The sequence below is a fragment of the uncultured Granulicatella sp. genome (assembly GCF_963516875.1).
In the GTDB taxonomy this organism is placed as follows: domain Bacteria; phylum Bacillota; class Bacilli; order Lactobacillales; family Aerococcaceae; genus Granulicatella.
In genome coordinates, this window is sequence record NZ_CAUQCL010000001.1 from 82993 (window position 1) to 109308 (window position 26316).

Consider the following 26316-nt stretch of genomic DNA (forward strand, 5'->3'; position numbering starts at 1 on the left):
CTCAATTTTATTCTAAGTAAATCTGATTTAATTTAGTATGATTACTCACTAAACTTAAACATCTTATAAAATTCACCTTCTCGATCCATCAAGTCATCAAAAGAGCCATCTTCAACAATCCTCCCGTCTTTCATAAAAAGAATTCTATCGTATTTTTTCAAAATAGGCTCATTCAACTTATGCGTAACAACAAGAGCTGTCAAATCTTGAATTTTCAAAATTGAATTTTCAATCTCAGCAGTCACTTGATTATCTAAAGATGAGGTAGCTTCATCTAATAATAAAATTGGCGTTTTTCGAATTAAAGCACGTGCAATACTAAGTCTCTGTTTTTGTCCTCCAGATAGGTTTGATCCATTTTCTCCACACAAAGCTTGTAGACCTAAATCATTCTTTAATACATAACTGTCTAAACCAGACTGCTGTACAGCTTGTTTTATATCATGTTCAGTAAATGATTGATTAAGAGTAATATTTGCTTTTAAAGTATCATTAAAAATATAAACATCTTGCTGAACAACTGTCATTAAATTATAAAGACTCTCCATTGAAATAGCTTGTAAATCTTCATTATCAATTGAGATATCTCCATTAGTTACATCATAAAAACGCAACAATAGATTAAGTAAAGTTGATTTCCCACTTCCTGACCTACCTACAATAGCAATTTTTTCTCCCTTTTGAATCTTCAAAGATAGATTAATAAAAATCCTTTCTTTAGCATTTGGATAAGAAAAATCAACATTTGAAAATGTAATCACTTCATCAAAATATTCTTTTGTTTTTCCCTTTTGACATTCTGTTACTTCGTGTACCTCGAAAGCTTCTAGTGTTACCTGCCCTTCACGGAATTTACTTATTCCTACACCAATCTCATTTAGTGGCATTACTACAAAATTAACTAATTGAACAATAGCTGTTACACTCCCAATAGAAGTATAATCATTAAAAACAAGATACATTCCTCCTCCAAAGGCTACTAAAAAAACAATCATTCCTGAAAGCTGAGAAATAATATTAGCTAAAATATCAAACTTCCCTTTTTTTAAATATACCTCATCCAAGTTTTCACTTTCATGACTATAATCCTGATAGATAATCTCTTTCACATTAAAACTTTTAATAACTAGAAAGCCTGCTATAATATCTTTAACCTTGGCTAAATATTTCTGTTCTGCAATCATAGCACTATTTTGAAGACGGGCTGACCTTTGTCCAATAAATCCTGTAATCATCATAGGAATAATACTGGCAATAATAACTAATAATGTTAAAAACCAATTACCTATAAACATAGCTATTAGTGAAAAAATCATTAAGGAAAGATTTTTTGAAATATGAAAAAACTGGTACAAGTAATCCTGTTCAATTTTTTTCATGTTTTCAGTCAAAATTGAAATAAATTTCCCTGATGTTTCCTTAGAAAATTCTCTATAATCTCTATCTAAAATAGATTGGAACACCTTGTTTTTATATCTTGCCATAATTTTTCTAACCAGCTTATTTCTCAATCGAGAGGATATAAAATTAAGACCAGCATAGATGAATATAACAACAGATCCCACAAGTATTGCTTGAGTTAAATCTTCTTTATTTTTAGACATTCCACTATCAATAATTCCTTTAATAGAATAAGCAAAAGCAATATTAGTTAAAGGAACAAGTATATTAAAAATCATGAAAGCATAGAAAGCCGTCTGATGGTTCTTTATTAATTGTTTCATTCTTAATCTGCCTCATAATTCTTGATTTTTACTTAGAAAATGTGACATAAAATATTCTTCTAAATCGATATTTTCTTGTATCAGATCTTTCATATAGACCTGTTCAATCATTGATCCATTTTTGATAACACCAATCTTATCTGCAATCTGAGAAATTTCCGATAAAATATGACTTGATATTAATATTGTAATTCCATATTCTTTTGAAAGTGACAATAAAAGATTTCGAATCTCTTGAATCCCTACCGGATCCAAACCATTAATTGGTTCATCTAAAATTAATAATCTGGGTTTCGTTAAAAAAGCACGAGCTAAACCTAGCCTTTGTCTCATTCCCAACGAAAATTCTTTTACTTTTTTTGTCGTATTTTTTAATCCGACCATTTTTAAGGCACTTATTATGTCTAATTCGGTAATATTCTTTCCCATGTATTGAGCGTGAATTTCTAAAATTTCTTTTGCAGTACGGTCTTCATAAAATATTGGTGTTTCAATAATACTACCAACCTGACTTAAAATTTCCTCTCTACATTCTTGTAAATTTTTCCCGAAAATTTCAATACTACCTGACGTAATCGTTAATAAAGATAACATGCATTTCATTAACGTTGTCTTTCCAGCACCATTAGGTCCTAAAAAACCATAGATTTCTCCTTCAGCAATTTGAAGGTTAATATCACTCAAAATTTCTTCCTTATCTATTGTTTTAAAAAGTTCTTTTATTTCAACAATATTTTCCATTTCTATCCCTCTCTTTCAATATACGGTTTCAAAGTGAGTCATTTTCCCTCAGTTATATAAATTACAAAGGTTCCCTTTTTATTCATTCTTTTATTTGAGAAAAATCCTCTCACTTCAATAAACTTAGCTATACTACTCGATATTAATATCTTTTTTTGAAATCATATAAATTGAAAATGAAACAATCATTAAACTTATAAAACTAGCAAATACTAAAAAAAATACGTTATCAACAAAATTATTCGTTAAACTTCCAGGAGTTACATTAGAAAGTAGTGCTGCTAAACCAAGACCTGAAAGCATTGTTATAGGAGTTGAATACTTAATCATTCCTAAAACAAAAGGAATTAAACCGACTAATACTGTTCCAAATGTAATTCCGACTAAATTAATCAAATGATTCGTTAATGGAATATAATTTTCCCCTGTTAAAAATGCCATTAATTTAATAAATAATTGAATAACAATATGTGCAGTAAAATGAGTAATAAATGATAGTAGGATTACTGATAACACTTTCCCCCATAGTAATTTTATTTTCGAAATAGGATAAGCAAACAACTGAAGAATTGTTCTTCGTTTAAATTCATCAATAATAATAGTAGACAATAAATAAGATTCAAAAATTAAAAACGCTGCTTTTGTAAATAAAGATGAAAACAATGACGCTGCAACTGCCCAACCTTCCCATTTACTTGTACCTCTAAAATCATTAATACTCTGACCAACGAATTCTCCCAATTTATTATCCGTACCTAGACCCATAATTATAATTCCTGTAATACCTGATACTATAAATATGGTAATCAACCAAGCTAAAAATAATTTAACTTTTGAAACTTTATTTATTTCAATTTTTATAAGTGACAACATAGACTTTTCCCTCCAAAAAAATTTTGTTTATATTAATTACACTATTCTAAAAGCACTTTACATACTCATGGTATGTAAAAATTTTAAAAAATAAACATACTAAAGGTATGTATAATAGAATTTTAAATACCATAGCTATAGTATGGTATTTAAAAAAATATCTATATGTAAAACTTATTTACTGTTTTTTAAGTGATCAAATAATTTGAAAATTACTTGCATCATTTCATCAGTAATCAACTGCACTCCCAGACCTTCAAAAGTTAGTTTAATGAAATTCATTTTACTCTTTAATTCCTCTACTGAATAAATAGAAATTTGGAACCCAATCCAAATATTCAAAGTTAAAACAATCAAATCAGCTAGCTCTTCAGGATATTCTGTTTTAATTGATTTATCTTTAACACCTTCAAAAACTTTTTCTCTAATCCCTGGTAAAAAATCAGAAAATATATTTAGATACTGTTCACCTAACAAACGTGGACTTCTTAACATAATTGAAGCTGAGTATACAAGCCTTTGTTGTTCAAAATTTGAAAAAGAATCCATTAAAGAATTTTGTATTTTTTCTAATCCTGTTTCTCCTCTCCAATTATAATTTAAAATTTTTTGATTATTTTCACTAATGATTGATTGCAATATTTCATTTTTTGACTCAAAATGATGATAAATAACACCTTTTGTTAATCCACCTAATCCATCGATTATATCCTGTATTGATGTATTATCAAATCCTTTTTCTAAAAATAATTCTTTAGAAACTTCTAATATTTTTCTTCTTGTTTCTTCCGGATTTCTATTCCTTGCCATTATAACACCTCTTTTCCATACCGACGGTATGTAACTCGTATTATAATGAACCAAATTTACATTGTCAAGCACACTATTATTTTCTCTAATATGTCAGCAGCAATTATTTATATCTGTTTAAATAACTCTTTGAAAGTATATTTTCTCAATTTAACTTTTTAAATTCAGTTCAAAAAATGAGCAAAAAAATAAGACTTTCTATAGTAGTCCAGTGAAACCGAAGGTTTGCTGGCGTCGATTACTACTATAACAGAAAGTCTAAATTCTATACGCTCCCTCATAAATACACGTCCAATAAGTTAGACTTTCTATAGTAGTACCAGTGATAAAAACTGCACCGTAGATTTTATCACAAGAAAAATTGAGACCCTAGGCTCAATTTTTAGCAATGAGACTCGCTTTTGCGAGGCTGCTTGCGTCTTCTACTACTATGACAGAAAGTCTATACAAAATTTATAAAGAGTCGTCGATTAAAAACCCCAACTTTCTCAAAGCTCTTTCAATCTCATCTAAATCTTGCTTCGTATCAGCTTCCACTAAATGATAATGAACCCCATCAGTAATCTCAGACAAAGGGCGAAACTTCGTTTCCTCCACTTGCTTCATAAAATGAACAATATCTCTACGACAAGTCATTTTCAATAATGTTTGAATTTCCCCATAAACAGGATGATCTACTAACACGGTTTTTACTCTTCCACCATTATCAACAATAGCAACTAACTCATCTTCAATATCATCAATCGTATGTTTCACTTTAAACAAACGATGCATTTGTTGCGGTTGCTTAGAAGCAGAATGAATATATCCTCGATTTGTTGAAATAATTTCTTCCCCATCTGCACGTAAAATGGCAATATCCTGAACAATAATTTGTCTTGTCACATGAAAATGATCCGCTAATTGCTGTCCGTTAATCGCTGATGAAGATTCTTTTAATAAAGTCAATAATTTCTTTCGACGTGTAATGGTCACTATTAACCCTCTCTCTTATGGATTTTCTTTAATGAACGATAAATACCAATCGCTATTACATAGTCTACCATACTATGAATAATCGTACCAACCCCAACTAAGACAAATAAGACATACAATAATTTTTGAAGATCTTGACCTGTCACACTATAAAAGACAAAACATACAAAAACTTCACCAATGGCATGAATAATTGCTAAAACAATATTAAAAATCCATGAAGATTTTTTATTTTCTAATATATTAGGGAACTTTCTCAAATAAAGAGCTCCTAAAGTTCCAAATAAAATATGAGAAAATGCTCGCAAAACGATAATAAATGGGAATCCTGCTAGGAAGAAACCAATGGTAGAACCTAATACAACAAATACTGTCATCCATGGAGAAAGAAACATCGCAATAAAAATAGCTACGTGGCTTCCTAAAGTATAAGATGCCGGTGGAATGACAATTTTAAATGGCATTATAATTGGAACAACAATCGCAATTGCTGTTAGTAAAGCTGTGAACGTTAAAAATCTATTCTTTTTCATTGAAAATATCCCCTTTTCTACTGTATATACAGTAGTGTATACCATAACTTTACAGAATTCAATGTTTTTTTATGAAAATGAGAGAATTTTTTCATAAAAATGAAAAAAGACTTCCCGAAGTAGCTCACGCCCAGTTACGTTCACTTTGCTACTTTCAGAGAAGTCTTGATTTTATACGTTCACTCATAACCACACGTTCATAATAAACAGACTTCTCGCAGTAGCTCGAGTGATAAAAACTGCTACTGCAGATTTTATCACCGGAAAAATTGAGACCTTAGGCTCAATTTTTAGCAATGAGACTCGCTTTCGCGAGGCTGCTTGCGTCCTAGCTACTTCAGAGAAGTCTAGTTTATAGTTTATACAATTACATCATACCCATTCCTGGATCCATTCCAGGCATTGCTGGTGCAGCTGGAATAGATTTATCAGCCACAACTGCTTCTGTTGTTAATAATAAAGCAGATACAGATGCTGCATTTTGTAAAGCTGAACGAGTTACTTTAGTAGGGTCTACAATTCCTGCTTCAATCATATTTACCCATTCATCACTTGCTGCATTATATCCAATTCCTAATTCTTGAGCTTTCAAATGAGCCACAATTACAGAACCTTCTAAGCCAGCATTTGTTGCAATTTGACGAAGTGGTTCTTCTAATGAACGAGAAACAATTTTCGCTCCAGTTGCTTCGTCACCTTCTAATTCTAATGCATCTACTGTTTTTTGAACATTCACTAGCGCAGTTCCACCACCAGAAACGATTCCTTCTTCAACAGCAGCACGTGTGGCATTTAGAGCATCTTCAATACGTAATTTTTTCTCTTTTAATTCTGTTTCAGTTGCAGCACCTACTTTAATGACAGCTACTCCCCCTGATAATTTTGCTAAACGTTCTTGCAATTTTTCACGATCAAAATCACTTGTTGTATCTTGTGCTTGAGAACGAATTAAAGCTACACGATTCGCAATTAATTCTTTTGAACCTGCTCCTTCAACAATTGTTGTATTATCTTTAGAAACAACTACTTTTCCAGCTGTACCCAATTGTGCTAAAGTAGCATCTTTTAATTCTAAGCCTAAATCTTCTGTAATGACTTGAGCACCTGTTAATACAGCAATATCTTCTAACATTGCTTTACGACGGTCACCAAATCCAGGAGCTTTAACCGCTACTACATTGAATGTTCCACGTAATTTATTTAAAACTAATGTTGGTAATGCTTCTCCATCTACATCATCTGCAATAATTAATAATGCACGACCTTGTTGAACAATTTGTTCTAATAATGGAATAATTTCTTGAATATTAGAAACTTTTTTATCTGTAATTAAAATAAATGGATTATCTAAATGAGCAACCATTTTATCATTATCTGTTACCATATATTGAGATAAGTAGCCACGATCAAATTGCATTCCTTCTACAACATCTAATTCTGTTTCAATTCCTTTAGATTCTTCAATTGTAATGACGCCATCGTTACCTACTTTTTCCATTGCTTCTGCAATTAAACTACCGACTTCTTGAGAACCTGAAGAAATAGCTGCTACTTGCGCAATCGCTTCTTTTGATTCTACAGGACGAGAAATTTTGTGTAACTCTTCTACAGCAGCACGTGTCGCTAATTCAATACCACGACGAATGCCTACAGGATTTGCTCCTGCAGTAACATTCTTTAATCCTTCACGAACAATTGCTTGTGTCAAAACTGTTGCAGTTGTTGTTCCATCACCTGCAATATCATTTGTTTTAGAAGCTACTTCTGCGACTAATTTAGCTCCCATATTTTCAAAATGATCTTCTAATTCAATTTCTTTTGCAATTGTTACCCCATCATTTGTAATTAATGGTGAACCAAATGCTTTTTCTAATACAACATTACGACCTTTAGGCCCTAAAGTTACTTTTACTGTATTTGCTAAAATATCTACTCCACGTAGCATTGATGCTCTTGCATCTTCTGAAAACTTAATATCTTTTACCATCTTTCAGTTCCTCACTTTCTTATTGTACAATTGCAATAATATCTTGTTCTTTTACAATAATATATTCTTGACCATCTAATTTAACTTCAGTTCCTGTATATTTTTCAAAGACAACACGGTCTCCTACTTGAACTTGACGATCTTTTTCTTCTGTAAATTCACTAACAGCTAATACTGTCGCAAATTGTAATTTTTCTTGTGCTGCAGTTGGTAAAAACAACCCTCCAGCTGTTTTTTCTTCTTGTTCTACCATTTGAATAACAACACGATCTTTTAACGGTTTTAACATAATCATTCCTCCTTGATTTTTTAGCACTCTTTATCCTTAAGTGCTAACCACATTACTATAGTACTCATTTGGTCAAAAAAAATCAAGAAAAATTACTTGAAAAATTCTCTATAATCTTGTAAGATTTTTTTAAAGATTAATAATGGGGAGGTTCTTTAATGATTAGTAAACAACAGTTTTTTGTACATTTTATAATTGAAATTTTTATTGCATGTTTCTTTATTTTTTTAGCAGAACAATTACTTCCCATTCGTGGTTGGGAATTTTCGACAATTTTTTGTTGTGTTTTTGCCACATTTAGTATTTCAAATGCGATTCGAATGTTACAATCTTATATTGCTATGAGAAAACTAATCAACGAAGCCTCAGAGCTAATTGAAAAGAATTTTACTTTTATGGAAACAGAAGATGAAGATTCTGATTCTTCAAAAGAATAAGAGAGGTTATCCAATTGAATAAACGACTCTTTTTACATGCACTAGGAACTACAATTATCCTTACAATACTCGTTATCATTTATGCAAGTTTAACTAAAAAAATAATTTTTGATTTTGTGTATATTGGAAATAGTTTAACACTATTAAGTTTCCCTTTTTTAATTATTGGCTTAACTTTATTAGTGATTCAATCTGGAAACTTTGATTTTTTCCTTTATAGTTTTCGTTCAAAGAAAAAAGGGTATGTTCCACAAAAGAAAAAATCATATCAGTCTATTATTCAATTTTGTTTATGGACTTTTGCAATGTTATGGATTATTTCAATTCTACTAACATTTCCAACAATTTTTAATTAATCAACGAAAAAAAGTGACACCTGCAACAACAGCACGTCACTTTTTTGTACTTACGTAGAAAAAATTTTTCATCCAAAATAGCAAAGTCTATCTCTCAAACGCCCTCTCATAAATATACGTCTAAACAGAAAAGACTTTGCATAGTAATACTAGTGATATAATCAGCCACTGCTGATTATATCACACGAAAAATTGAGACCAAGGCTCAATTTTTAGGCATGAAACAGCAAAGCTGTTTGCTGCCGTCGTCTATTACTATATCGCAAAGTCTACTTCTCAAACGCTCTCTCATAAATATCCGTCCAAACAGAAAAGACTTTGCATAGTAGCTCAAGTGATATAATCAGCAATGCAGATTATATCACAGGAAACTTCGAGACCTTAGGCTCGAAGTTTAGCAATGAGACTCGCTTTTGCGAGGCTGCTTGCGTCCTTAGCTACTATATAGCAAAGTCTATTTCTAATTTTCCTCAAAATAGTCAACCAAATCTTTCACGACGCCACTTCGAACAATCGTATCAATTTGCTTCAACGCAAAATAAACACTACTTGCACTAGAAGAACCATGCGCCTTCACGACAGGAGCCTTCAATCCAAATAAAACAGCCCCACCAAACTGAGAATAATCCAATGTATTTTTTAATGAACGGAAAGTACCTTTTAATAATAAAGCTCCCAATTTGCCTGTAATCCCTTGATTTAAAATATTCTCCTTTAATAAACTCATCATTGTTAAAGCTGTACCTTCAATCGTTTTTAAAACGGCATTCCCCGTAAAACCGTCTGTTACAACAACATCCATAATTCCATTTAAAATTTCTCTTGCTTCAACATTTCCAACAAAATTAATCGATGAATTTTCTTGAAGAAGTGGATACACACTTTTTACTAAGTCATTTCCTTTTCCTTCTTCAGTTCCATTATTTAATAAACCGACTGTTGGATTGTCAATTTTTAATACATATTTGGCATAATAAGAACCTAAGACTGCAAATTGTTCTAAATTTTGTACTTTACATTGAGCATTTGCACCCACATCCATTAAAATAAATTGACGATTTTCTTTTCCAACAACTGGTAAAACTGGCATTAACCCTGGACGATCAATTCCTTTAATACGACCCACAATTAATAAACCACTTGCTAGTAATCCACCAGTATTTCCTGCTGAAAATAGAGCATCTGCTTCGCCATCTTTCACGGCTTGAGCTGCAACTACCATGGAAGCATTTTTTTTACGACGAACAGCCTTAACCGGTTCATCTTCACTTGTTACTTTTTCACTACAATGAATAATTCTAATATTTGGCAGAGTTTCTGTCATCACTGCTTGAATACTATCTTGATCTCCATATAATTGAAATTCATTTTCTGGATATTCTTTTGCAGCTTGAATAGCACCTGCTACAATTTCTTTAGGAGCGTGGTCTCCACCCATCGCATCAATGGCAATTCTAACCATTTATAATTTCCTCCGTTTCACGACTTGTTTGTTCGATAAATTCTTGTATTTCTTTATAAGCTACGCTGTCCTCTTCTTCGATAACAAATGTAATAGCATCTTCTCTTGCTTGTTCTAGTATATCATAATCTTGTACAATGTCAGCCACTTTAAACTCTGGAATTCCAGACTGACGTAGTCCAAAAACATCTCCAGACCCACGTAATTCTAAATCTTTTTGACTTAAATAAAACCCATCTGTTGATTCACACATAATTTGCATTCTTTGTTTTCCTTGCTCTGTTTTAGGATTTGCAATGAGAATACACGTAGAAGCATGTTCACCACGTCCAACTCGTCCTCTTAACTGATGTAATTGAGCTAATCCAAATCGATCTGCATCTAATATGACCATTACAGTGGCATTTGGTACGTCTACACCTACTTCAATAACAGTTGTAGAAACTAGTACTTGTACTTCATTTTTTTGGAAGGCATTCATGACATTTTCTTTTTCATCACTTTTTAACCGTCCATGCAATAATCCTACTGACAAACGATTTTCAAATCGTTTAGAAATCATTTCATAAATTTCAGTAGCATTTTGGACATCTAAATTTTCACTTTCTTCAATTAAAGGAGAAATCACATAAGCTTGTCTTCCTGATTGGACTTGTTTTTCAATATAATCATAGACTTTTTCCAACTCTTGTTCTTTGACCCAAAATGTTTTAATTGGCTGTCTTCCTTTAGGAGCTTCTTTTAAGATGGATGTATCCATTTCTCCAAAAGTTGTAATGGCTAATGTTCTTGGAATTGGAGTTGCTGTCATTTGCAACACATTTACTCCTGTACCTTTTTGAGCTAATTGTGCTCTTTGCTTCACTCCAAATCGATGCTGTTCATCAATGACAATAAACGCTAAATCATGATAAATGACATCTTCCTGGAATAAAGCATGAGTCCCAACTAAGAGTTGGAGTTCTCCCTTTTCTAATTGCTCTAATAACTGCCGTCTTTCTTTAAGTGTTGTTGTTCCAGTAAGTTTTCCAACTTTGAGTTCTGTTTCTTTCGTTAAAGCACAAATAGTTTCGTAATGTTGGTCTGCTAATAATTCTGTTGGAACCATTAAGCATGCTTGCTTTCCGGTTAAAGCAGTCGCTACCATTGCAATTGTAGCAACAACTGTTTTCCCACTTCCTACGTCTCCTTGTAATAATCGACTCATTTCATAAGGCGCTCTTAAGTCATAACAAATTTCATTGACCACTTTCTTTTGTCCTTCTGTTAATGTAAAAGGTAAAGTTTGAATAAACGCCTTTAAGGCTGCATTTTCATATAAAATACTTTGTCCTTTTTGAGCATGATATCTCTTCTTCTTTAAGCTTTGTAATTTTAGTTGGTAACAAAATAATTCTTGATACACTAATTGCTGTCTAGATTGTTTTGAATGACGTTCATCTTTTGGAAAATGCATTCCTTCCACTGCTTCTGGATGCGATAGTAATTGTCTTTTTTTCTGAATGGAAGCAGGCAATGGATTTGGAATATTTTCTTTATACAACGGTAAAGCTGTTTGGATTAATTTCAACAATGTGCTTTGTCGAATGGATTTATTCGTTCGATATACCGCTTCAAAATTGGACGTTTCTTCCATATCTTCTTTCGTAGAAATAATTTTCATTCCCATTAAAGTGGATCGTTTTGCATCCCATTTTCCAAAAATGATACATTCTTGATGTTGGATTAACTTATTTTTCAAATAGGGTTGATTAAAAAATGAAACTTGGATAACTTGTTCACCAATTGCCATTCGACAGGATATTCGATTTTTCTTAAATCCATAATAATGAATGACTGGCTCAGTTACAATGATTCCTGCTAATGTGACTTTTTCTTGATCCATAATAGTAGAAACATCTCTTACTTGAAGGTCTTCGTAGCGAAATGGAAAATGGGTTAGTAAGTCATAAATAGTATCAATTCCTAAGTCATGTAATGGTTCCATTCGTTTAGGTCCGACGCCTGATAAAAATCTTACTGATTGAAATATTGTTTTATCCATTTCTTCACCTCCAAACATTCTATTCTTTTATAGTTTAGAGAGGAAAAGAGATGCTGTCAACTGTTGTTGTTGTTTTAATAATTTATAGACAAAAATTTTCATAGTAGCAAGGTCGCCAGCAGCCTCGCAAGCGAGTCTCATGGCTAAAATTCGAGACTAAGGTCTCGAATTTCCCCTATAATATTGCTACTATGAAAATTCTTGTCTATTTTGGCGAGTTCTTTTGCTTGAACGTTTTCGATGACGAAATTTTATAGTTGCAAAAACACGTCAAAAAGACTGGACGTTTTCCATCCAGTCTCTCTAATATTTTATTCTACTGCTAATAAATATGCATATACAGGTTGTAAACCTTCGTGTAATTCTACTTCAATATCTGGGAAATGTTCTTCTACATAAGAAACAATTTCTTCGGCTTCAAATAATGCTACATCTTCCCCAACTAAAATTGTTAAAATTTCAGATTCATCATTCACCATTTTCGCAATTGTATCAATTGTCGCTTGTTTGCGATCTGGTACACTAATTAAAATTTTACCATTTACAATACCCATGAAGTCATTTTCTTTAATATCTACGCCATCAATGGAAGTATCACGAACGGCATTTGTGATTTGACCGCTTGTCACTAATGACAATTGTTCTGTCATTGCTTCTTGATTTTCTTCAAGGCTTGCTTGTGGATTAAACGCTAATAATGAAGATAATCCTTCAGAAATTGTTCTACTTGCTACAACTGCTACTTCTGCATCTTCACTTACTTCAGCAGCTTGATTTGCAGCCATTAAAATATTTTTATTATTTGGTAAAACAATCACTTTTTCAGCATGAGCTTCTTTTACTGCTGCTAAAATATCTTCTGTACTTGGGTTCATTGTTTGACCACCATTAATAATTGTTGTCACACCCATGCTCTTGAATAATTCATGGATTCCTTCACCCGCAGCTACAGCAACAATTCCATATTCAGCTTTTGGAGCAACTGCTTTTACTTTTTCAGTATAGTCTGTTTTTAAAACTTCCTCATGTTGCAAGCGCATATTGTCAACTTTCACTTTCATTAATGAACCAAAGCGTTGACCATAATTCATCACTTCACCAGGACGTTCTGTATGAACGTGAACTTTAATAATTTCATCATCCGCTACAACTAATAAAGAATCTCCTAATTCATTTAAGTAATTACGGAATGTATCATAATCAAAAGTATCCACTACTGTTTCACCTTCGCCAATACGTACCATAATTTCAGTACAGTAACCAAATTGAATATCCGCTGTAGAAGCATGTTCATAATCAATACCACTTTCATGATGAGCAACTGAACTTAAATCAATTTTATTCGTTGATAATGCTTGAACTGGAGTAGCTTCTCCTGTTAAAGCTTCGTAAAATCCATTATAAATAAATACTAAACCTTGACCACCTGAGTCAACTACGCCAACTTCTTTCAATACAGGTAATAAATCTGGAGTTTTATCTAATGATTTTTGAGCTCCACGTAATACAGAACCCATCACTTCAATAATATCATTCGAACGTTCTAATTTACGAACGCCTCTTTTAGCAGATTCACGAGCAACCGTTAAAATAGTCCCTTCAACAGGTTTCATCACTGCTTTATAAGCTGTTTCAACCCCTTTAGTGAATGCTTCTGCTAAATCTTCACCTGTTAATTTATCTTTTCCTTCAACTGCTTTTGAAAAACCACGGAATAATTGAGATAAAATAACTCCTGAATTTCCACGAGCACCCATTAATAAACCTTTTGCTAAATCTTGTGCTAACTCTCCTACCGTTTGAGCCGAAGAATTTGCCACACGTTCTGCACCTGACTTAAATGAAAGGCTCATATTTGTACCTGTATCTCCATCTGGAACTGGAAATACATTCAATGAATTGACAAATTCAGCATTTTCACTTAAACGTGCTTCACCAATTTCTACCATTGCTCGAAAATCTTGAGCCGTAATAATATTTTTTGTTACCATTGATTCTTATATCCTCCTGACACACCATCAAAGCTTACGCTTCAATGATTTTTACTCCTTGAACATAAACATTAACAGTGTTCGCAGAAAATCCTAACATCGTTTCTAAATTATATTTCACTTGTTCTTGAACATTGCGACAAATTGCAGAAATTTTTGTGCCATAGCCTACAATAATGTATACATCAACAGCTACACCTTCTTCCTCTTGACGAATCACAACGCCACGAGAATAGTTTTCTTTTTTCAAAATTTCATTTAAATTATCACGAATATGATTACGGCTGGCCATTCCAACAACTCCATAGTTATCTGTTGCTGCACCACCAACTACAGTAGCAATAACTTCATTGCTTAATTCAATTAACCCTTGTTCTGTTTGAATTTTGACTGTCATTTTAGTAACCTCCTTAAAATTCTTACAATCCATCTTTACAGACTGTTCGATGATTCTCTATTATTTTATCATAAATGATTCATTTTACCTAACTTTTTATGCATGAAAATACGCTATCAGAATGGATTGAACAAAAAATTATACTTTATCTTAGACTCTAGCTTGCATTCTATCGCCAACTATGATAAATTATTTAAGTATATGATTTAGTTTAAAAATTATATCAGCTGATCAATGATTTAAATTAAAGGAGGAGAATGACCATGGCTAAAGTATGTTATTTCACTGGACGTCGTTCTGAAACAGGTAACACTCGTTCTCACGCTATGAACGCTAACCGTCGTACTTGGAAACCAAACTTACAAAAAGTTCGTGTTTTAATCGATGGAAAGCCTAAAAAAGTATGGGTTTCAACTCGTGCATTAAAATCAGGTAAAGTAGAACGCGTTTAATTTACACAAACAAAAAGACTGGACATTGTCCAGTCTTTTTTCTTTATTTAATATAAGTAAAACTCTTTCCGATAATAATCGTTGTTGTTAAATTATGGAATACAGCTAATGTACTTGGTGTTAATAGATTAAACAATCCTAAGCCCATTAGAGAAGTATTTACCCATACAGTCGTATTCAAGTTTCTTCCTAACTGCTTTTGCAATTGTGCAGAAATATCGTCTAAAACAAGAATTCCTGATAATGTTTCCTCTAAGAACACAATGTCACTAGCTTGTCGAGCAATATCTGATGAACTTGCCATTACTACACCAACATTTGCTTTAGATAAAGCAGCTGAATCATTTAGACCGTCACCAATCATAAAGACACGATGACCTTTATCTTGTAAATCTTGAATCACTTGATGTTTCTGTTCTGGTTTTACTTCTGTATATACTTCATCAAAGTCAATGATCGAACAAATAGATTCCGTTCGTTTCTTCGTATCTCCAGTTAATAGAATGATACTCTTTCCACGGTCTTTTAACGATTGTAACACTTCAATCGTTTCTGGACGTAATGGTGTATCAATTAAGAAAATAGCAATTAATTGGCCTTTATATCCTAAATATAATAGGTGATATTTTTGAATATACTCTTCAATTACCGCTTCTTGTTCTTTCGAAATTTCTACATGTTGTTCATTCAATAATTCTAAACTTCCAATTACGACTTTTTCACCATCAATCGAAGATAAAATTCCTTTTGAAGCTACATGCGTTAGTTTACCATGCATTTCTTCATGTTCGACTCCATCATCTTCTGCTTTTTGCACCACGGCACTGGCAATTGGATGATAAATATGTTCTTCTAAACATGCTGCAATTCGTAATACTTCTTCTTGAGAATATCCTCGATACGGAATAATTTTTTGAATTTTTGGAATTCCTGTTGTTAGAGTTCCTGTTTTATCAAATACATACGTATCAATCATTGGATATTCATCTAGCGAACTAGACCCTTTCACAACAATTCCTCTTGTAGAAGCTGCTTTAATAGCTGTTAAATAAGTCACTGGTGATGATAATTTTAAGGCACATGAATAATCTACTAATAAGAAGGTTAATGCTTTTTGCACCGATCTAGTTAATAAATACGTCACTGCCATTCCAATGAAATTATATTTCACTAATCCATCAGCTTTTTCTAATAATTGTTTTTGTTGTTTCGACTGATGTAATTCACTTGTTTTCATCAATTGAACAATTTGTTGTAAACGTGAATTTTGTTCAGCATTTGTAACTTCTACTAATAATTCACCTTGTTCCACAACTGTATTCGCAAAAACAGTATCTCCAATTTTTTTAGATACTGGGAAGGCTTCTCCAGTTAATGAACTTTCATTTAAAAATCCACGACCGGATACAACAGTTCCATCAAAATAAATTTCTTGTCCTTCAGTAGCAACAAACACATCGCCCACTTCTACTTGATGACTTAATTTTTTGAATCGTTCTCCGTCTTTTTCAATCCATAATTCATAAATATTATTTTTTAGATTTTTCTCTAAATCTTCAACGGATTTCTTTTGAGACCATTCGTCTAAATCATCTCCAAGATTTAATAAGAACATAATCGTATCAGCTGTTTTATGATCTCCCATTGCCATCGATGTTACAATCGCTACAAAATCCAAAATACTCATGGATAATTTCTTTTCTAAAAGAGATTCAAATGCAGCTCTTCCGAATTTCTTCATTTTCCATAATAACCAGAAAATTTTTAATGGTTGTGGAATAAGCACTTTTGCCACCATTTTACGATAAACATGAGAAGCTACAATATCAAGCGGTGTGACATTTTTTTCTACTGTAAACTCTCTTTGTTTTTCGTTCAAGGTTAATACATCTAAACGATCCAAGAAACGATAAACTTTTGACTCTTGTCCCGTTTCAAAGCTAAATGCAATATGTTTTTCATCTTTGTAACAAACAATTTGCGTAATTTCAGGAAATAATCTTTTTTCCTCTTCTAAATACAACTGAACAGCAGCTGTACATCTAAAAGGCACTTCCAAACGCATTCTGTTTTTTGATTGAGCCTTAATAATTACTTTCATTATTGTTCACTTGTTTCTACTGTTGCTAAGTTAGCTGCTTTTTCTTCAGCATATAAGTCATTTGCTTCAGCTAATACATCATCTGCATGTTGTTTCAATTGAGAAACTGTTGCATCTAATCCATCTTTTAATTTATATGATACAGCAACAGCTTTTGCAGCAATATGTTTTGTATCTTTGTTCGCTAAAACTTTAAGGCCTAATGAACCTACCACAACTCCACTAACAAAAACGCTCGTTTTTTTAACGATTTTTCCTAATTCAAATACTTCTCTTAACATAAAAGTCCTCCATTTTTATACTTTTTTAAGTCTTTATATAGACTCATATATAGTATACCGTTTTTTGTAAAAAATTCAACAATAAACAAAGAATCACTCTCATATTCCGTCAAGAAAATACGAGAGCGACTTCTGAATTAATCCTAAAATTGTAGATATAGATACGGTTTATCTCCACGAATCTCTTGTTTGCCCTACAATGATTCCACCAGATTCAAACGAAATTTCCATCTGTTCATCGATAAACTCATTACTAATTAATGCGATTGGAAAATCATAATCTTGATGATTCAAAGGATATTTCACCTGTTTTAACGTTAATTGTTTTACAGATCCCGTTGAAATAAAAGATAAATATTTCGTATGCTCTAATTTATGAATGACATACTCTCCTGGAGTTAAAAAAGAAATATGATTCCATTCATCTTCTAGCGAAAGATAAGGAATTAATGCTTGTAATTCTGGACGAAACATAGTCCATAAACAGCTAATCGCATGGTCCACTCTTCCTCCAAAAGCACCTAATACATGAATCTTTTGCTGAGGATATGACTTAGCAACCCACATTAATGCTTCTTCAAAATCTGTAAAATCTTTTTCAGAAGGAAATTCAATCATTTTAGCAGCATAATTTTTTAATATTTCTTTATCTCCTGAAGAAATCGAATCGAAGTCACCAATTGCTAAATCAATCGGCAACTCTTCTGACATTAATTTCAAACAGCCACCATCTACTCCAATAAATTGAAATTTTTGATTATCTTTTTGTTGAAGTTTTTGATGAAGCCATCGTCGTATAGCTCCTTCTTCCAAAGGTCCCCCAATTACTACAATGATTTCCATACCCATTTCCTCATTTAAGCTTCTTTAATAGAATCAATTGCTTTTTTAATATCATCTGCATAGTAAACATAAGATCCCGCTACTGCAACGTCTACCCCTGCTTCACGACATAATTTAGCAGTTTTACCATTTACACCACCATCTACTTCAATTAAATAATGGTAACCTTGTTCATGACGTAATTCTACTAATTCTCTTACTTTATCTAATGTTTCTGGAATAAACGCTTGTCCACCAAATCCTGGATTTACAGTCATCACTAATACTAAGTCCACCATTCCTAACACAGCACTAATCGCACTAACTGGCGTTCCTGGATTAATGACAATCCCTGCTTTTACTCCTTCAGATTTAATCAATTGTAATGTACGATGAATATGGTTTGTTGCTTCAATATGAACTGAAATATAGTCCGCCCCCGCTTTAGCAAATTCCTTTACAAAACGTTCTGGTTCTTGAACCATTAAATGACAATCCAATGTTAATGTTGTAATGGGACGAAGTCCTTCTACAATATTTGGTCCAAGTGTTAAGTTAGGAACGAATTGTCCATCCATCGCATCGATATGAATCCAGTCTGCTCCTAATTGCTCTACTTTTTTAACGTCTTCTCCTAGTGTTGCAAAATTCGCACTTAAAATTGAAGGTGCTACTTTCATGTTTCTGACTCCTTTATAACAATTATTTTTTTCTTTGATAAATTGGTTTTCTTTGGTTAATCTCTTCATAGAAATCTTGATAATGGTCATATCTTTCTTGCCAAATTTTTCCTTCTTCTACCGCTTTTATGACAGCACATTGAGGCTCATGTTGATGAGAACACTCTCTAAATTTACAATAAGTAGAGTATTCTTCAAATTCTGGGAATAAATGTGGAAGATCTTCTTTTTCCACTCCAATAAAGTCTACCGTACTAAACCCAGGGGTATCAGCTATCCAAACTTCTTCTACTTCATGTAAAGAAACTTGTCTAGTCGTATGTTTTCCTCGACCTAATGCACTAGAAATTTCTCCAGTTTCTTGATTTAGCTCTGGAATTAATTGATTCAACATCGTTGATTTTCCAACCCCAGATTGTCCTAAAAAGACTACTAATTTCCCTTTATAAGAAGCTAAAAATTCACTTTGGTGTTCTTTTACTTCTGAAGAATACCATACTTCATATCCTACTTCTTGGTATTTCTTCCTCACTGTTTCTAAGTATTGTAATTGTGCTGAAGTTAATAAATCTACCTTTGTAATCAGTAAGACTGGTTGAATTTCCATTCCTTCTAAATAGACTAAAAACCGATCCACTAAATTCGTTGAAAAATCCGGTTCCACAGCGGACATTACCACTACGCCGATATCTACATTTGAAACAGGCGGACGAACTAAAGAATTTTTTCTTGGATGAATTTTCTCCAATACTCCTTCTTCCAGAGTATCACTTGTAAAATCCACAATATCTCCTACTAATGGAGACTGCCCTCTTTTTCTAAAAACTCCACGTGCTCGAGTTTGATAAATTTGATGAGAGGACTCGATATAATAAAAGCCACTTAAGGCTCGAATAATTTTTCCTTGAGGCATAATCGCTCCTTCTTTTTTTGTTATCAGTTACATTATAAAGATTTTCCAAAGAAATTGCTATGCTTTCTACTCGAATTCATCTTGAAATCTCAACTTCTTTTAGAATTTTTTCATACTTGAGGCTAGAGAAAAAGAGTTTTCATAGTAGTATGAGTGATAGTATCTGTTCTTACAAATACTATCACAGGGAAAATTGAGACCTAGGCTCAATTTTTAGCCATGAGACTTGCACAGCAAGGCTGCTGGCGTCCTAATACTACTATCATAAACTCTTTTTCAAAAAATTATTTTTTATATAAATACCATCCGCTAATCATTGCAACGATACCCATAAAGGCACTCGCCATATAAAATGGAGCAATAAACGGATTCCAATTCAACCATTCAGGGAGTTTCGTCATAATAACCGGAGTTAAAATCACCCCAATATTCCCTCCAACTAACACAATACTAGTTGTTAAATTAATCTCTTCTTTTTCAAATATTTTATAAATAAAATAGAAAATAAACGACATTGTACCTACAAAACTTACCCCAATTAAAACACTCGCTACATAATATAAAACAATCTGTTTAAAGAAAATAAAGATTAAACTACCAATAGCCATACTAAGTAGCATCATCGGCAATGTTAAATCTCCAACTTTTTTCAATAACATTCCGAAAATAAAGCCAGCAATCGTACCACTGAGAGCTAAAATCGTTAATAAATTACGAGATAAAGCCACTTCTAATTGATAATGCGTTAAAATAAGCGATGGAATTTTAATCGTTAATCCCATATAACTCACTCCTACTAAAAATGTTAGAAGTGTTAACATAACGGTCGCTAAACGAATGTTTCCTTTTTTCTTAACACGTTGTTCTACTGGAGTATTTGGAACATATTGATAAAATAATAGGAAAATTGGAATCGCAATTAAATAAGTTAAAAATACCGCACGTTCTCCAAACAACAATAAGTACCCTGATAAAAATGTCGTTAGTGCTTTCCCAATATTTAAGAAAGCTGTTCTCATCCCAATCATTGTTGCTTTTTCATCCGACTCAAAAAAGTCACTCATCAAACTAATAGACAGAGAATTAAATAATCCAATCCCTGCTCCTAACAACATTCGACTAATCATCACTAATTTAAAATTCGTTAAAAAGGCTGGAAGAGGTCCAAAAATAATAATTAAAGCAATCCCTAATAGTACTGTATTCTTTTTTCCAATTTTATTCATGACAAAATTACTAATTAACACAAAAATCGTAATCATCATTGCCGGAATCGTCGCTAAACTTTCGACAGAAGCCAATCCTAGTTCTGGATTCATCCCATGATAATACTCATATAATTTAGGTAGTACTGGAGAAATCGCCAAATGAGACATTAATAAAGTCGAAATACTCACTAATGAAAATTTTGAAATAGTAGATAACTTCATATACATAACTCCTTAAAAAACATTAGTATTTATTTTACTGAATGATGCTAAGAATCGTCAAGTACCAGTAAAATTCTCCTATTCTCTTAATCCATCCCATAAAACAACTCGTCCATCCTGTAAAGACTTTTGTACATCAATAATTCTTTGATTCGAACTTCCTCTAAATTGCAATGTTAAATCTCTTTTTGTTATATCAAATCGTCCATCTACTAAAATATCGAGTTCTTGTAGCAATGCTTTTTTGTCAGGTGTTTCTAACTGTAGCTCTTCCCAAGTATATCCAGTCCATGACCATATATCTTTAGAATGCCCATACACACTCCGTAATTTACGAACAAGAGACAAACATACTTGCGTATTTAAAAAAGGTTCTCCACCTAATAAAGTTAATCCTTGGCAATAACTAGCTCCAATGTCTTGAATAATTTGTTTTTCTAATTCTTCTGTATAAAGAATTCCTGTATTAAAATTTTGTGCTTTAACATTATAACAACCTTCACAGGCAAATAAACAGCCACTCACATATAAAGAACAACGTACTCCTTCTCCATCTACAAAATTATAAGGCTTATAACTAGCAATTTTCCCTTTAGAATATTCATCACTTGTCCATTCTCCCGGCTTTGGAAACTTCATACCCAGCCCTCCTAATTTTTTAGATTTCTTTCAGTAGAGAGATGTTTTACCCGTGATTTAATTTCTTGGTGTCTTCCATGGACCATGGGGCGAGCTTGAGGATTTCCTAAATAACCACAAGTTCGTTTAACGACATCACAAGTTTTCGGATTTCTATTTTTACAAATTGGACATTCAAATCCTTTTGCAGTCGGTTCAAACTCCCCTTCATACCCACATTCATAACAACGATCAATCGGTGTATTCGTTCCAAGATAACCTACTCTTTCATATGCATAATCCCAAACTGCTTCAAGCCCTTTTGGATTTTGTTTCATAACAGGATATTCGCAATAATGAATAAATCCACCTGAAGAATAAATTGGATAATCTTTTTCGAACTCAATTTTTTCAAATGGAGTTGGAGACTTTCTCACATCATAATGGAAACTATTTGTATAATATTCCTTATCTGTAATATCCGCTACATCTCCAAATTTTTCTTGGTCTAATCGACAAAAACGATCTGTTAAACTTTCACTTGGCGTTGCATATACACTAAAATGATAGTCATATTCATCCGACCATTCCTTTGTTTTCTCGCTCAATCGTTTCACAATATTTAAGGTGAAATCTTTTGCTTCTGGATTTGTTTCCCAACAATTGCCAAAAAAGACAGTAGCCGTTTCATATAAGCCAATATATCCAAGAGATACTGTTGCACGACGATGTTTGAATACTTCATCTACTGGTTCATCATTCATCAATCGTTTTCCAAATGAACCATAACGATATAAAATAGGCGCATTCGCTGATTTTGCCTCTTTACAACGTTCTACACGATACACTAATGCATCTTTACAAATTTGTAATTTTTCTTCTAAAATAGTCCAAAATTGCGCTTGATTACCATCTGATTCTAACGCAATTCTTGGAAGGTTTAGGGTCACAACTCCTAAATTCATTCTTCCATCCGAAACATCTTCACCTTTTTCATTTTTCCAACCTTGTAAAAATGAACGGCAACCCATCGGCACTTTAAAACTACCCGTAATTCTAACGATTTGTTCATAATTTAAAACGTCTGGATACATTCTTTTGGTCGAACATTCTAATGCTAATGATTTAATATCATAATTCGGGTCCTTTGGTTCTAAATTCATACCACGTTTTAACGTGAAAATTAATTTAGGGAAAATAGCTGTTCTTTGTTCTTTCCCAATCCCTTTGATTCTTACTTTTAAAATTGCTTTTTGAATTTCTCGTTCAAATAATGACACTCCTAATCCAAATCCTAATGTTGTAAATGGGGTTTGCCCTTGAGAAGTATATAGCGTATTAATTTCATACTCTAAGGATTGCATAGCATCATAAATATCTTTTTTCGTTTTTTCTAATGCATACGCTTCTTGTTTTTCTTCTCCATCTACCCACTTTTTAGCATCTTGTATATGTTTTTCATAATTTAATTTTGCATAGGGAGCTAATACTTCATCAATACGATTGGCTGAACATCCTCCATATTGACTTGAAGCAACATTCGCAATAATTTGTGCCATTTGAGCAGTAGCTGTTTGAATTGATTTTGGACTTTCAACATCAGCATTCCCAATTTTAAATCCATATTCAAACATTTCTTTAAAATCAATTAAACTACAATTCGTCATTGGTAGATATGGATGATAATCTAAATCATGATAATGAATATCGCCTTTTAAATGCGCATTTGCAACATGAGGTGGTAGCATTTTTAATCCGAAAGCTTTCCCTACTGTTCCTGCCATCAAATCTCGTTGCGTATTAAAGACTTCACTATCTTTATTGGCATTTTCATGAATAATACTTGCATCTCTTTGACTTAATTTTGTTAATCGCTGGGTAATATCCATTTCTTTTTCTCTTTTTTTATCCCATTCAATTCGATTGACAAGAAATTGATTCGCTAATACCGTTTCCCCTTCTTTTTTTAAAGATTGAAGAATTATATGTTCAATCTCTTCTGATTTAATTTCTGCTAGCTGTAAACTTTCTATTTCTGATAAAATCCTTCTCGTAACTTCTGCTAGCACTTCTTTACGTTTTTTTGAAAGTTCACCGCATAAACTTTTCTCTGCTTTTTCTAAACCATAAAAGATTTTTTTATGATTGAAAGGCTGTACTCTACTATCTTTTTTCGTTACAAATAATTCTGTCACACTCACTCCTCCTTTATATTTTTTATAACCTACATCATCATACACCTATATATTGTGTTTTTCAACTATTTTTAAAACTATATATAGTATTATTACCTACAAAAAAACTTCTATAGACACTCTCGTCTCTATAGAAGTTTAATCTTAAAGTCTCTAAACGAATGAAGAAGATTTACTATAATCATACTCCCCTATAAATTTCCTCATTCTAACTTAGAAAAATTTTAATGTTCTGGCTTAATTTCTTTTCCTGCTACGGTCGTTGTTTTCAATAAAGCCTGAAGATTTTCTTTCATCACTGAAATATAATCATCACCCTTATCCATTTCTTCTTTTGTTAAAGATTCTAATGGATTTAACACCTCTAACACAACTCCCGTTTCTGTTGCTAGAGTCTTCGCAATTTTTTCTGATGCATTTTCTTCAAAATAAATATAACGAATTTCATTTTCTTTAATATACTTCGTTAATTCAGCTAGACGAGCTGGTGAAGGTTCTGCTTCTGGAGAAATTCCTGCAATCCCAACTTGATTCAACCCATAATCTGTTGCTAAATATCTAAATGCTGTATGTTGTGTCACAAAATTCTTTTGTTTTGCATCTTTCAAAGCTGTTGTGTACTCATTATCTAACTGAGATAATTTTTCTAAGTATGCTTGTGCATTTGTTTTAAATGCAGATGCTTTTTCAGGAAATGCTTCACTTAATTGAGCTGTAATCTTTTCGACTAATAATTTTGCTTTTTTAGGAGATAACCATACATGCGGATCAAACTCATGTTCATGTTCATCATGGTGTTCTTCTCCTTCGTGATCATGATCTTCTTCAATTGGCAATAATTCCAAATCTTTTGTTGCTTTAATTTCTTTTACTTTTGAATCTGTTAAACTCTTCATCACAGTTGGAACCCAAGTTTCCATATTTTCATTATCATAAACTAAAGCATCTGACTGAGAAATTTTTGCAATATCTTTTGCTGTTGGATCATATTCATGTGGTTCAGTTCCTGCACTAATTAATAATGTCACATTCCCTTCTTCCCCAACGATATTTCTAGTGAAGTCATACATTGGGAAAAATGTTGTCATAATATTTAATTTAGATTCTTTTTGAGGTTTTGTAGAAGTAGTTGGTTGAGAACAAGCACCTAATAAAAATGCTGCTCCTAACACTGCTATTATTTTTTTACTTACTTTCATCATTGTACTCCTCTTATTTTTTCTTTCCACGTTTCGCTTCATGAATCAATTTTAACGCACGTTTACGAGTTTTAATATTTGGGCTTTTCATTTGTCTATATGCTGTTGCTAAATCTTGTTTCATTTCTTTCCCTCCATTACTATAAATTACCAGCTTGCTTTGACAACACCTGGTATTAATCCTTTATGAGCTAAATCACGGAATTTAATTCTTGAGATTCCGAATTTTCTCATATAGGCTCTTGGTCGACCATCAACCATGTCTCTATTTTTTACACGATTTGGATTTGAATTAATCGGTAATTTACGAAGAGCTTCATAATCTCCAGCTTGTTTTAATTCATATCTAATTTGAGCATATTTTTCTACTAATGCTAATTGTTTTTGATGTTTTGCAATTTTTGACTTCTTAGCCATTTGTTCTCCTCTTTTCATTTTAACTTTTCTTAAATCGTAACATTTACGTTTTATGATTATAACAGTTCTTTTTTTGTTTTGCAATAGGTTTTTACTGTTTTTTTCGAAGAAAATGAAAAAACTGCTGGTATTAAACCAACAGTTTTCATTTTCATTATTGTTTTAATCGACGGTGTTTTGAAACACCAATACGGTTAATCGCTTTGTTTAAAGCAATTTTCGCACGTTCTACTTCACTCTTAGAGCAATTTTTATTTTGGATAATTGCTTCTGCTTTATCACGTGCTTGTTCTGCTCGATTAACGTCAATATCACGTGCACGTTCGGCAACGTTCGCAATAACTGTTACGACATTATCACGTACTTCCATAATTCCTCCACCAATCGCAATATAATCGGTAGGAGAATCTTCTAAGAAACGTTTTACTCGTAATTCTCCAATTTTTAATGGCAACATGATTGGTGCATGGTTTGGAAGAATCGTAATTCCCCCATCAATAGCTTGTGCACTTACGGAATAAGATCTATGATTATAAACCTTTCCTTCTGGTGTTGTTACGACTACTAAAAGTTCATGATTTTCAAGCAT

26 protein-coding genes and 1 pseudogene are annotated in these 26316 nt (G+C 32.5%); 3 read left to right on the forward strand and 24 right to left on the reverse strand.

Annotation, left to right across the window (positions count from 1 at the left end; translation table 11 throughout):
- Positions 1-41: 41 nt before the first annotated feature.
- The 8 genes from RWM24_RS00355 to groES all read right to left on the reverse strand — a co-directional run bounded on the left by RWM24_RS00355 (position 42) and on the right by groES (position 7932).
- Positions 42-1724, reverse strand: a complete 1683-nt coding sequence (locus tag RWM24_RS00355; protein WP_314110517.1) for an ABC transporter ATP-binding protein — start codon at positions 1722-1724, stop codon at positions 42-44.
- A gap of 12 nt (positions 1725-1736) precedes the next feature.
- The gene (locus tag RWM24_RS00360; protein ID WP_314110519.1) at positions 1737-2465 is read right to left on the reverse strand and encodes an ATP-binding cassette domain-containing protein; all 729 of its coding nucleotides are present in this window, start codon (positions 2463-2465) and stop codon (positions 1737-1739) included.
- A gap of 132 nt (positions 2466-2597) precedes the next feature.
- Positions 2598-3338, reverse strand: a complete 741-nt coding sequence (locus RWM24_RS00365; protein ID WP_314110521.1) for an ABC transporter permease — start codon at positions 3336-3338, stop codon at positions 2598-2600.
- A gap of 174 nt (positions 3339-3512) precedes the next feature.
- Complete coding sequence (locus RWM24_RS00370) at positions 3513-4148, reverse strand: TetR/AcrR family transcriptional regulator (protein WP_314110523.1); 636 nt, start codon at positions 4146-4148, stop codon at positions 3513-3515.
- Between the two features lie 453 nt (positions 4149-4601).
- A complete protein-coding gene (locus tag RWM24_RS00375) occupies positions 4602-5123 on the reverse strand; it encodes a transcription repressor NadR (protein ID WP_314110525.1) in 522 nt (173 codons plus the stop codon).
- 2 nt (positions 5124-5125) lie between these two features.
- Complete coding sequence (locus RWM24_RS00380) at positions 5126-5656, reverse strand: ECF transporter S component (protein WP_390890836.1); 531 nt, start codon at positions 5654-5656, stop codon at positions 5126-5128.
- Between the two features lie 367 nt (positions 5657-6023).
- Positions 6024-7643, reverse strand: a complete 1620-nt coding sequence (gene groL / locus RWM24_RS00385; RefSeq protein WP_314110527.1) for a chaperonin GroEL — start codon at positions 7641-7643, stop codon at positions 6024-6026.
- Between the two features lie 19 nt (positions 7644-7662).
- On the reverse strand, positions 7663-7932 hold the full coding sequence (gene groES / locus RWM24_RS00390; RefSeq protein WP_006703485.1) for a co-chaperone GroES: 270 nt from the start codon (positions 7930-7932) through the stop codon (positions 7663-7665).
- Between the two features lie 158 nt (positions 7933-8090).
- On the opposite strand from groES, the gene RWM24_RS00395 reads away from it, so the two are divergent.
- Together RWM24_RS00395 and RWM24_RS00400 are read left to right on the forward strand one after the other, a co-directional pair.
- On the forward strand, positions 8091-8369 hold the full coding sequence (locus RWM24_RS00395; protein WP_314110529.1) for a DUF4305 domain-containing protein: 279 nt from the start codon (positions 8091-8093) through the stop codon (positions 8367-8369).
- A gap of 14 nt (positions 8370-8383) precedes the next feature.
- A complete protein-coding gene (locus tag RWM24_RS00400) occupies positions 8384-8725 on the forward strand; it encodes a DUF3899 domain-containing protein (RefSeq protein ID WP_314110530.1) in 342 nt (113 codons plus the stop codon).
- 460 nt (positions 8726-9185) lie between these two features.
- On the opposite strand, the gene plsX is transcribed toward RWM24_RS00400, so the two are convergent.
- The 4 genes from plsX to RWM24_RS00420 all read right to left on the reverse strand — a co-directional run bounded on the left by plsX (position 9186) and on the right by RWM24_RS00420 (position 14619).
- Complete coding sequence (gene plsX, locus RWM24_RS00405; protein WP_314110532.1) at positions 9186-10187, reverse strand: phosphate acyltransferase PlsX; 1002 nt, start codon at positions 10185-10187, stop codon at positions 9186-9188.
- Positions 10180-12231 carry an ATP-dependent DNA helicase RecG gene (recG, locus tag RWM24_RS00410; RefSeq protein WP_314110534.1) on the reverse strand — a complete coding sequence of 684 codons (2052 nt, stop codon included), beginning with the start codon at positions 12229-12231 and terminating at the stop codon, positions 10180-10182. Before recG ends, plsX begins: the two co-directional genes overlap by 8 nt.
- A gap of 311 nt (positions 12232-12542) precedes the next feature.
- Positions 12543-14222: a DAK2 domain-containing protein gene (locus tag RWM24_RS00415; protein ID WP_314110536.1), complete on the reverse strand. Its 1680-nt coding sequence runs from the start codon at positions 14220-14222 to the stop codon at positions 12543-12545.
- Between the two features lie 34 nt (positions 14223-14256).
- A complete protein-coding gene (locus RWM24_RS00420) occupies positions 14257-14619 on the reverse strand; it encodes an Asp23/Gls24 family envelope stress response protein (RefSeq protein WP_227930892.1) in 363 nt (120 codons plus the stop codon).
- Between the two features lie 263 nt (positions 14620-14882).
- On the opposite strand from RWM24_RS00420, the gene rpmB reads away from it, so the two are divergent.
- The gene (gene rpmB, locus RWM24_RS00425; protein WP_006703478.1) at positions 14883-15071 is read left to right on the forward strand and encodes a 50S ribosomal protein L28; all 189 of its coding nucleotides are present in this window, start codon (positions 14883-14885) and stop codon (positions 15069-15071) included.
- 43 nt (positions 15072-15114) lie between these two features.
- On the opposite strand, the gene RWM24_RS00430 is transcribed toward rpmB, so the two are convergent.
- From RWM24_RS00430 to RWM24_RS00485, 12 genes and pseudogenes are all read right to left on the reverse strand, one after another.
- On the reverse strand, positions 15115-17172 hold the full coding sequence (locus tag RWM24_RS00430) for a heavy metal translocating P-type ATPase (protein WP_314110539.1): 2058 nt from the start codon (positions 17170-17172) through the stop codon (positions 15115-15117).
- Positions 17172-17453, reverse strand: coding sequence for a DUF6110 family protein (locus tag RWM24_RS00435; RefSeq protein ID WP_314110541.1), 282 nt, complete (start codon positions 17451-17453; stop codon positions 17172-17174). The genes RWM24_RS00430 and RWM24_RS00435 overlap by 1 nt, the downstream gene beginning before the upstream one ends.
- A gap of 168 nt (positions 17454-17621) precedes the next feature.
- On the reverse strand, positions 17622-18296 hold the full coding sequence (locus RWM24_RS00440) for a thiamine diphosphokinase (RefSeq protein ID WP_314110543.1): 675 nt from the start codon (positions 18294-18296) through the stop codon (positions 17622-17624).
- Between the two features lie 14 nt (positions 18297-18310).
- Positions 18311-18955: a ribulose-phosphate 3-epimerase gene (gene rpe / locus RWM24_RS00445; RefSeq protein WP_314110544.1), complete on the reverse strand. Its 645-nt coding sequence runs from the start codon at positions 18953-18955 to the stop codon at positions 18311-18313.
- 22 nt (positions 18956-18977) lie between these two features.
- Entirely contained in the window at positions 18978-19868 is an 891-nt protein-coding gene (gene rsgA / locus RWM24_RS00450) for a ribosome small subunit-dependent GTPase A (RefSeq protein WP_314110546.1), read from the reverse strand.
- Between the two features lie 284 nt (positions 19869-20152).
- Entirely contained in the window at positions 20153-21304 is a 1152-nt protein-coding gene (locus tag RWM24_RS00455; RefSeq protein ID WP_314110548.1) for an MFS transporter, read from the reverse strand.
- A 72-nt stretch (positions 21305-21376) separates the two neighbouring features.
- On the reverse strand, positions 21377-21937 hold the full coding sequence (gene nrdG / locus RWM24_RS00460; RefSeq protein ID WP_314110549.1) for an anaerobic ribonucleoside-triphosphate reductase activating protein: 561 nt from the start codon (positions 21935-21937) through the stop codon (positions 21377-21379).
- Positions 21938-21948: 11 nt separating this feature from the next.
- Positions 21949-24117, reverse strand: coding sequence for an anaerobic ribonucleoside-triphosphate reductase (gene nrdD / locus RWM24_RS00465; RefSeq protein ID WP_399539130.1), 2169 nt, complete (start codon positions 24115-24117; stop codon positions 21949-21951).
- Between the two features lie 224 nt (positions 24118-24341).
- Positions 24342-25310 (reverse strand): annotated as a pseudogene (locus tag RWM24_RS00470) (metal ABC transporter substrate-binding protein); the annotation flags it as partial.
- A gap of 13 nt (positions 25311-25323) precedes the next feature.
- Positions 25324-25434 carry a putative metal homeostasis protein gene (locus RWM24_RS00475; protein WP_227930882.1) on the reverse strand — a complete coding sequence of 37 codons (111 nt, stop codon included), beginning with the start codon at positions 25432-25434 and terminating at the stop codon, positions 25324-25326.
- A gap of 23 nt (positions 25435-25457) precedes the next feature.
- A complete protein-coding gene (gene rpsN / locus RWM24_RS00480; RefSeq protein ID WP_314110552.1) occupies positions 25458-25727 on the reverse strand; it encodes a 30S ribosomal protein S14 in 270 nt (89 codons plus the stop codon).
- A 154-nt stretch (positions 25728-25881) separates the two neighbouring features.
- On the reverse strand, positions 25882-26316 hold the full coding sequence (locus RWM24_RS00485; protein WP_314110554.1) for a F0F1 ATP synthase subunit epsilon: 435 nt from the start codon (positions 26314-26316) through the stop codon (positions 25882-25884).

Excerpts from the sequence above, each read along its gene's own strand:
- RWM24_RS00355 (WP_314110517.1), bottom strand. The coding sequence starts at position 1,724 with ATGAAACAATTAATAAAGAACCATCAGACGGCTTTCTATGCTTTCATG.
- RWM24_RS00360 (WP_314110519.1), bottom strand. The coding sequence starts at position 2,465 with ATGGAAAATATTGTTGAAATAAAAGAACTTTTTAAAACAATAGATAAG.
- RWM24_RS00365 (WP_314110521.1), bottom strand. The coding sequence starts at position 3,338 with ATGTTGTCACTTATAAAAATTGAAATAAATAAAGTTTCAAAAGTTAAA.
- RWM24_RS00370 (WP_314110523.1), bottom strand. The coding sequence starts at position 4,148 with ATGGCAAGGAATAGAAATCCGGAAGAAACAAGAAGAAAAATATTAGAA.
- RWM24_RS00380 (WP_390890836.1), bottom strand. The coding sequence starts at position 5,656 with ATGAAAAAGAATAGATTTTTAACGTTCACAGCTTTACTAACAGCAATT.
- groL (WP_314110527.1), bottom strand. The coding sequence starts at position 7,643 with ATGGTAAAAGATATTAAGTTTTCAGAAGATGCAAGAGCATCAATGCTA.
- groES (WP_006703485.1), bottom strand. The coding sequence starts at position 7,932 with ATGTTAAAACCGTTAAAAGATCGTGTTGTTATTCAAATGGTAGAACAA.
- RWM24_RS00395 (WP_314110529.1), top strand. The coding sequence starts at position 8,091 with ATGATTAGTAAACAACAGTTTTTTGTACATTTTATAATTGAAATTTTT.
- plsX (WP_314110532.1), bottom strand. The coding sequence starts at position 10,187 with ATGGTTAGAATTGCCATTGATGCGATGGGTGGAGACCACGCTCCTAAA.
- recG (WP_314110534.1), bottom strand. The coding sequence starts at position 12,231 with ATGGATAAAACAATATTTCAATCAGTAAGATTTTTATCAGGCGTCGGA.
- RWM24_RS00415 (WP_314110536.1), bottom strand. The coding sequence starts at position 14,222 with ATGGTAACAAAAAATATTATTACGGCTCAAGATTTTCGAGCAATGGTA.
- RWM24_RS00420 (WP_227930892.1), bottom strand. The coding sequence starts at position 14,619 with ATGACAGTCAAAATTCAAACAGAACAAGGGTTAATTGAATTAAGCAAT.
- rpmB (WP_006703478.1), top strand. The coding sequence starts at position 14,883 with ATGGCTAAAGTATGTTATTTCACTGGACGTCGTTCTGAAACAGGTAAC.
- RWM24_RS00430 (WP_314110539.1), bottom strand. The coding sequence starts at position 17,172 with ATGAAAGTAATTATTAAGGCTCAATCAAAAAACAGAATGCGTTTGGAA.
- RWM24_RS00435 (WP_314110541.1), bottom strand. The coding sequence starts at position 17,453 with ATGTTAAGAGAAGTATTTGAATTAGGAAAAATCGTTAAAAAAACGAGC.
- RWM24_RS00440 (WP_314110543.1), bottom strand. The coding sequence starts at position 18,296 with ATGGAAATCATTGTAGTAATTGGGGGACCTTTGGAAGAAGGAGCTATA.
- rpe (WP_314110544.1), bottom strand. The coding sequence starts at position 18,955 with ATGAAAGTAGCACCTTCAATTTTAAGTGCGAATTTTGCAACACTAGGA.
- rsgA (WP_314110546.1), bottom strand. The coding sequence starts at position 19,868 with ATGCCTCAAGGAAAAATTATTCGAGCCTTAAGTGGCTTTTATTATATC.
- RWM24_RS00455 (WP_314110548.1), bottom strand. The coding sequence starts at position 21,304 with ATGTATATGAAGTTATCTACTATTTCAAAATTTTCATTAGTGAGTATT.
- nrdG (WP_314110549.1), bottom strand. The coding sequence starts at position 21,937 with ATGAAGTTTCCAAAGCCGGGAGAATGGACAAGTGATGAATATTCTAAA.
- RWM24_RS00475 (WP_227930882.1), bottom strand. The coding sequence starts at position 25,434 with ATGAAACAAGATTTAGCAACAGCATATAGACAAATGAAAAGCCCAAAT.
- rpsN (WP_314110552.1), bottom strand. The coding sequence starts at position 25,727 with ATGGCTAAGAAGTCAAAAATTGCAAAACATCAAAAACAATTAGCATTA.
- RWM24_RS00485 (WP_314110554.1), bottom strand. The coding sequence starts at position 26,316 with ATGCTTGAAAATCATGAACTTTTAGTAGTCGTAACAACACCAGAAGGA.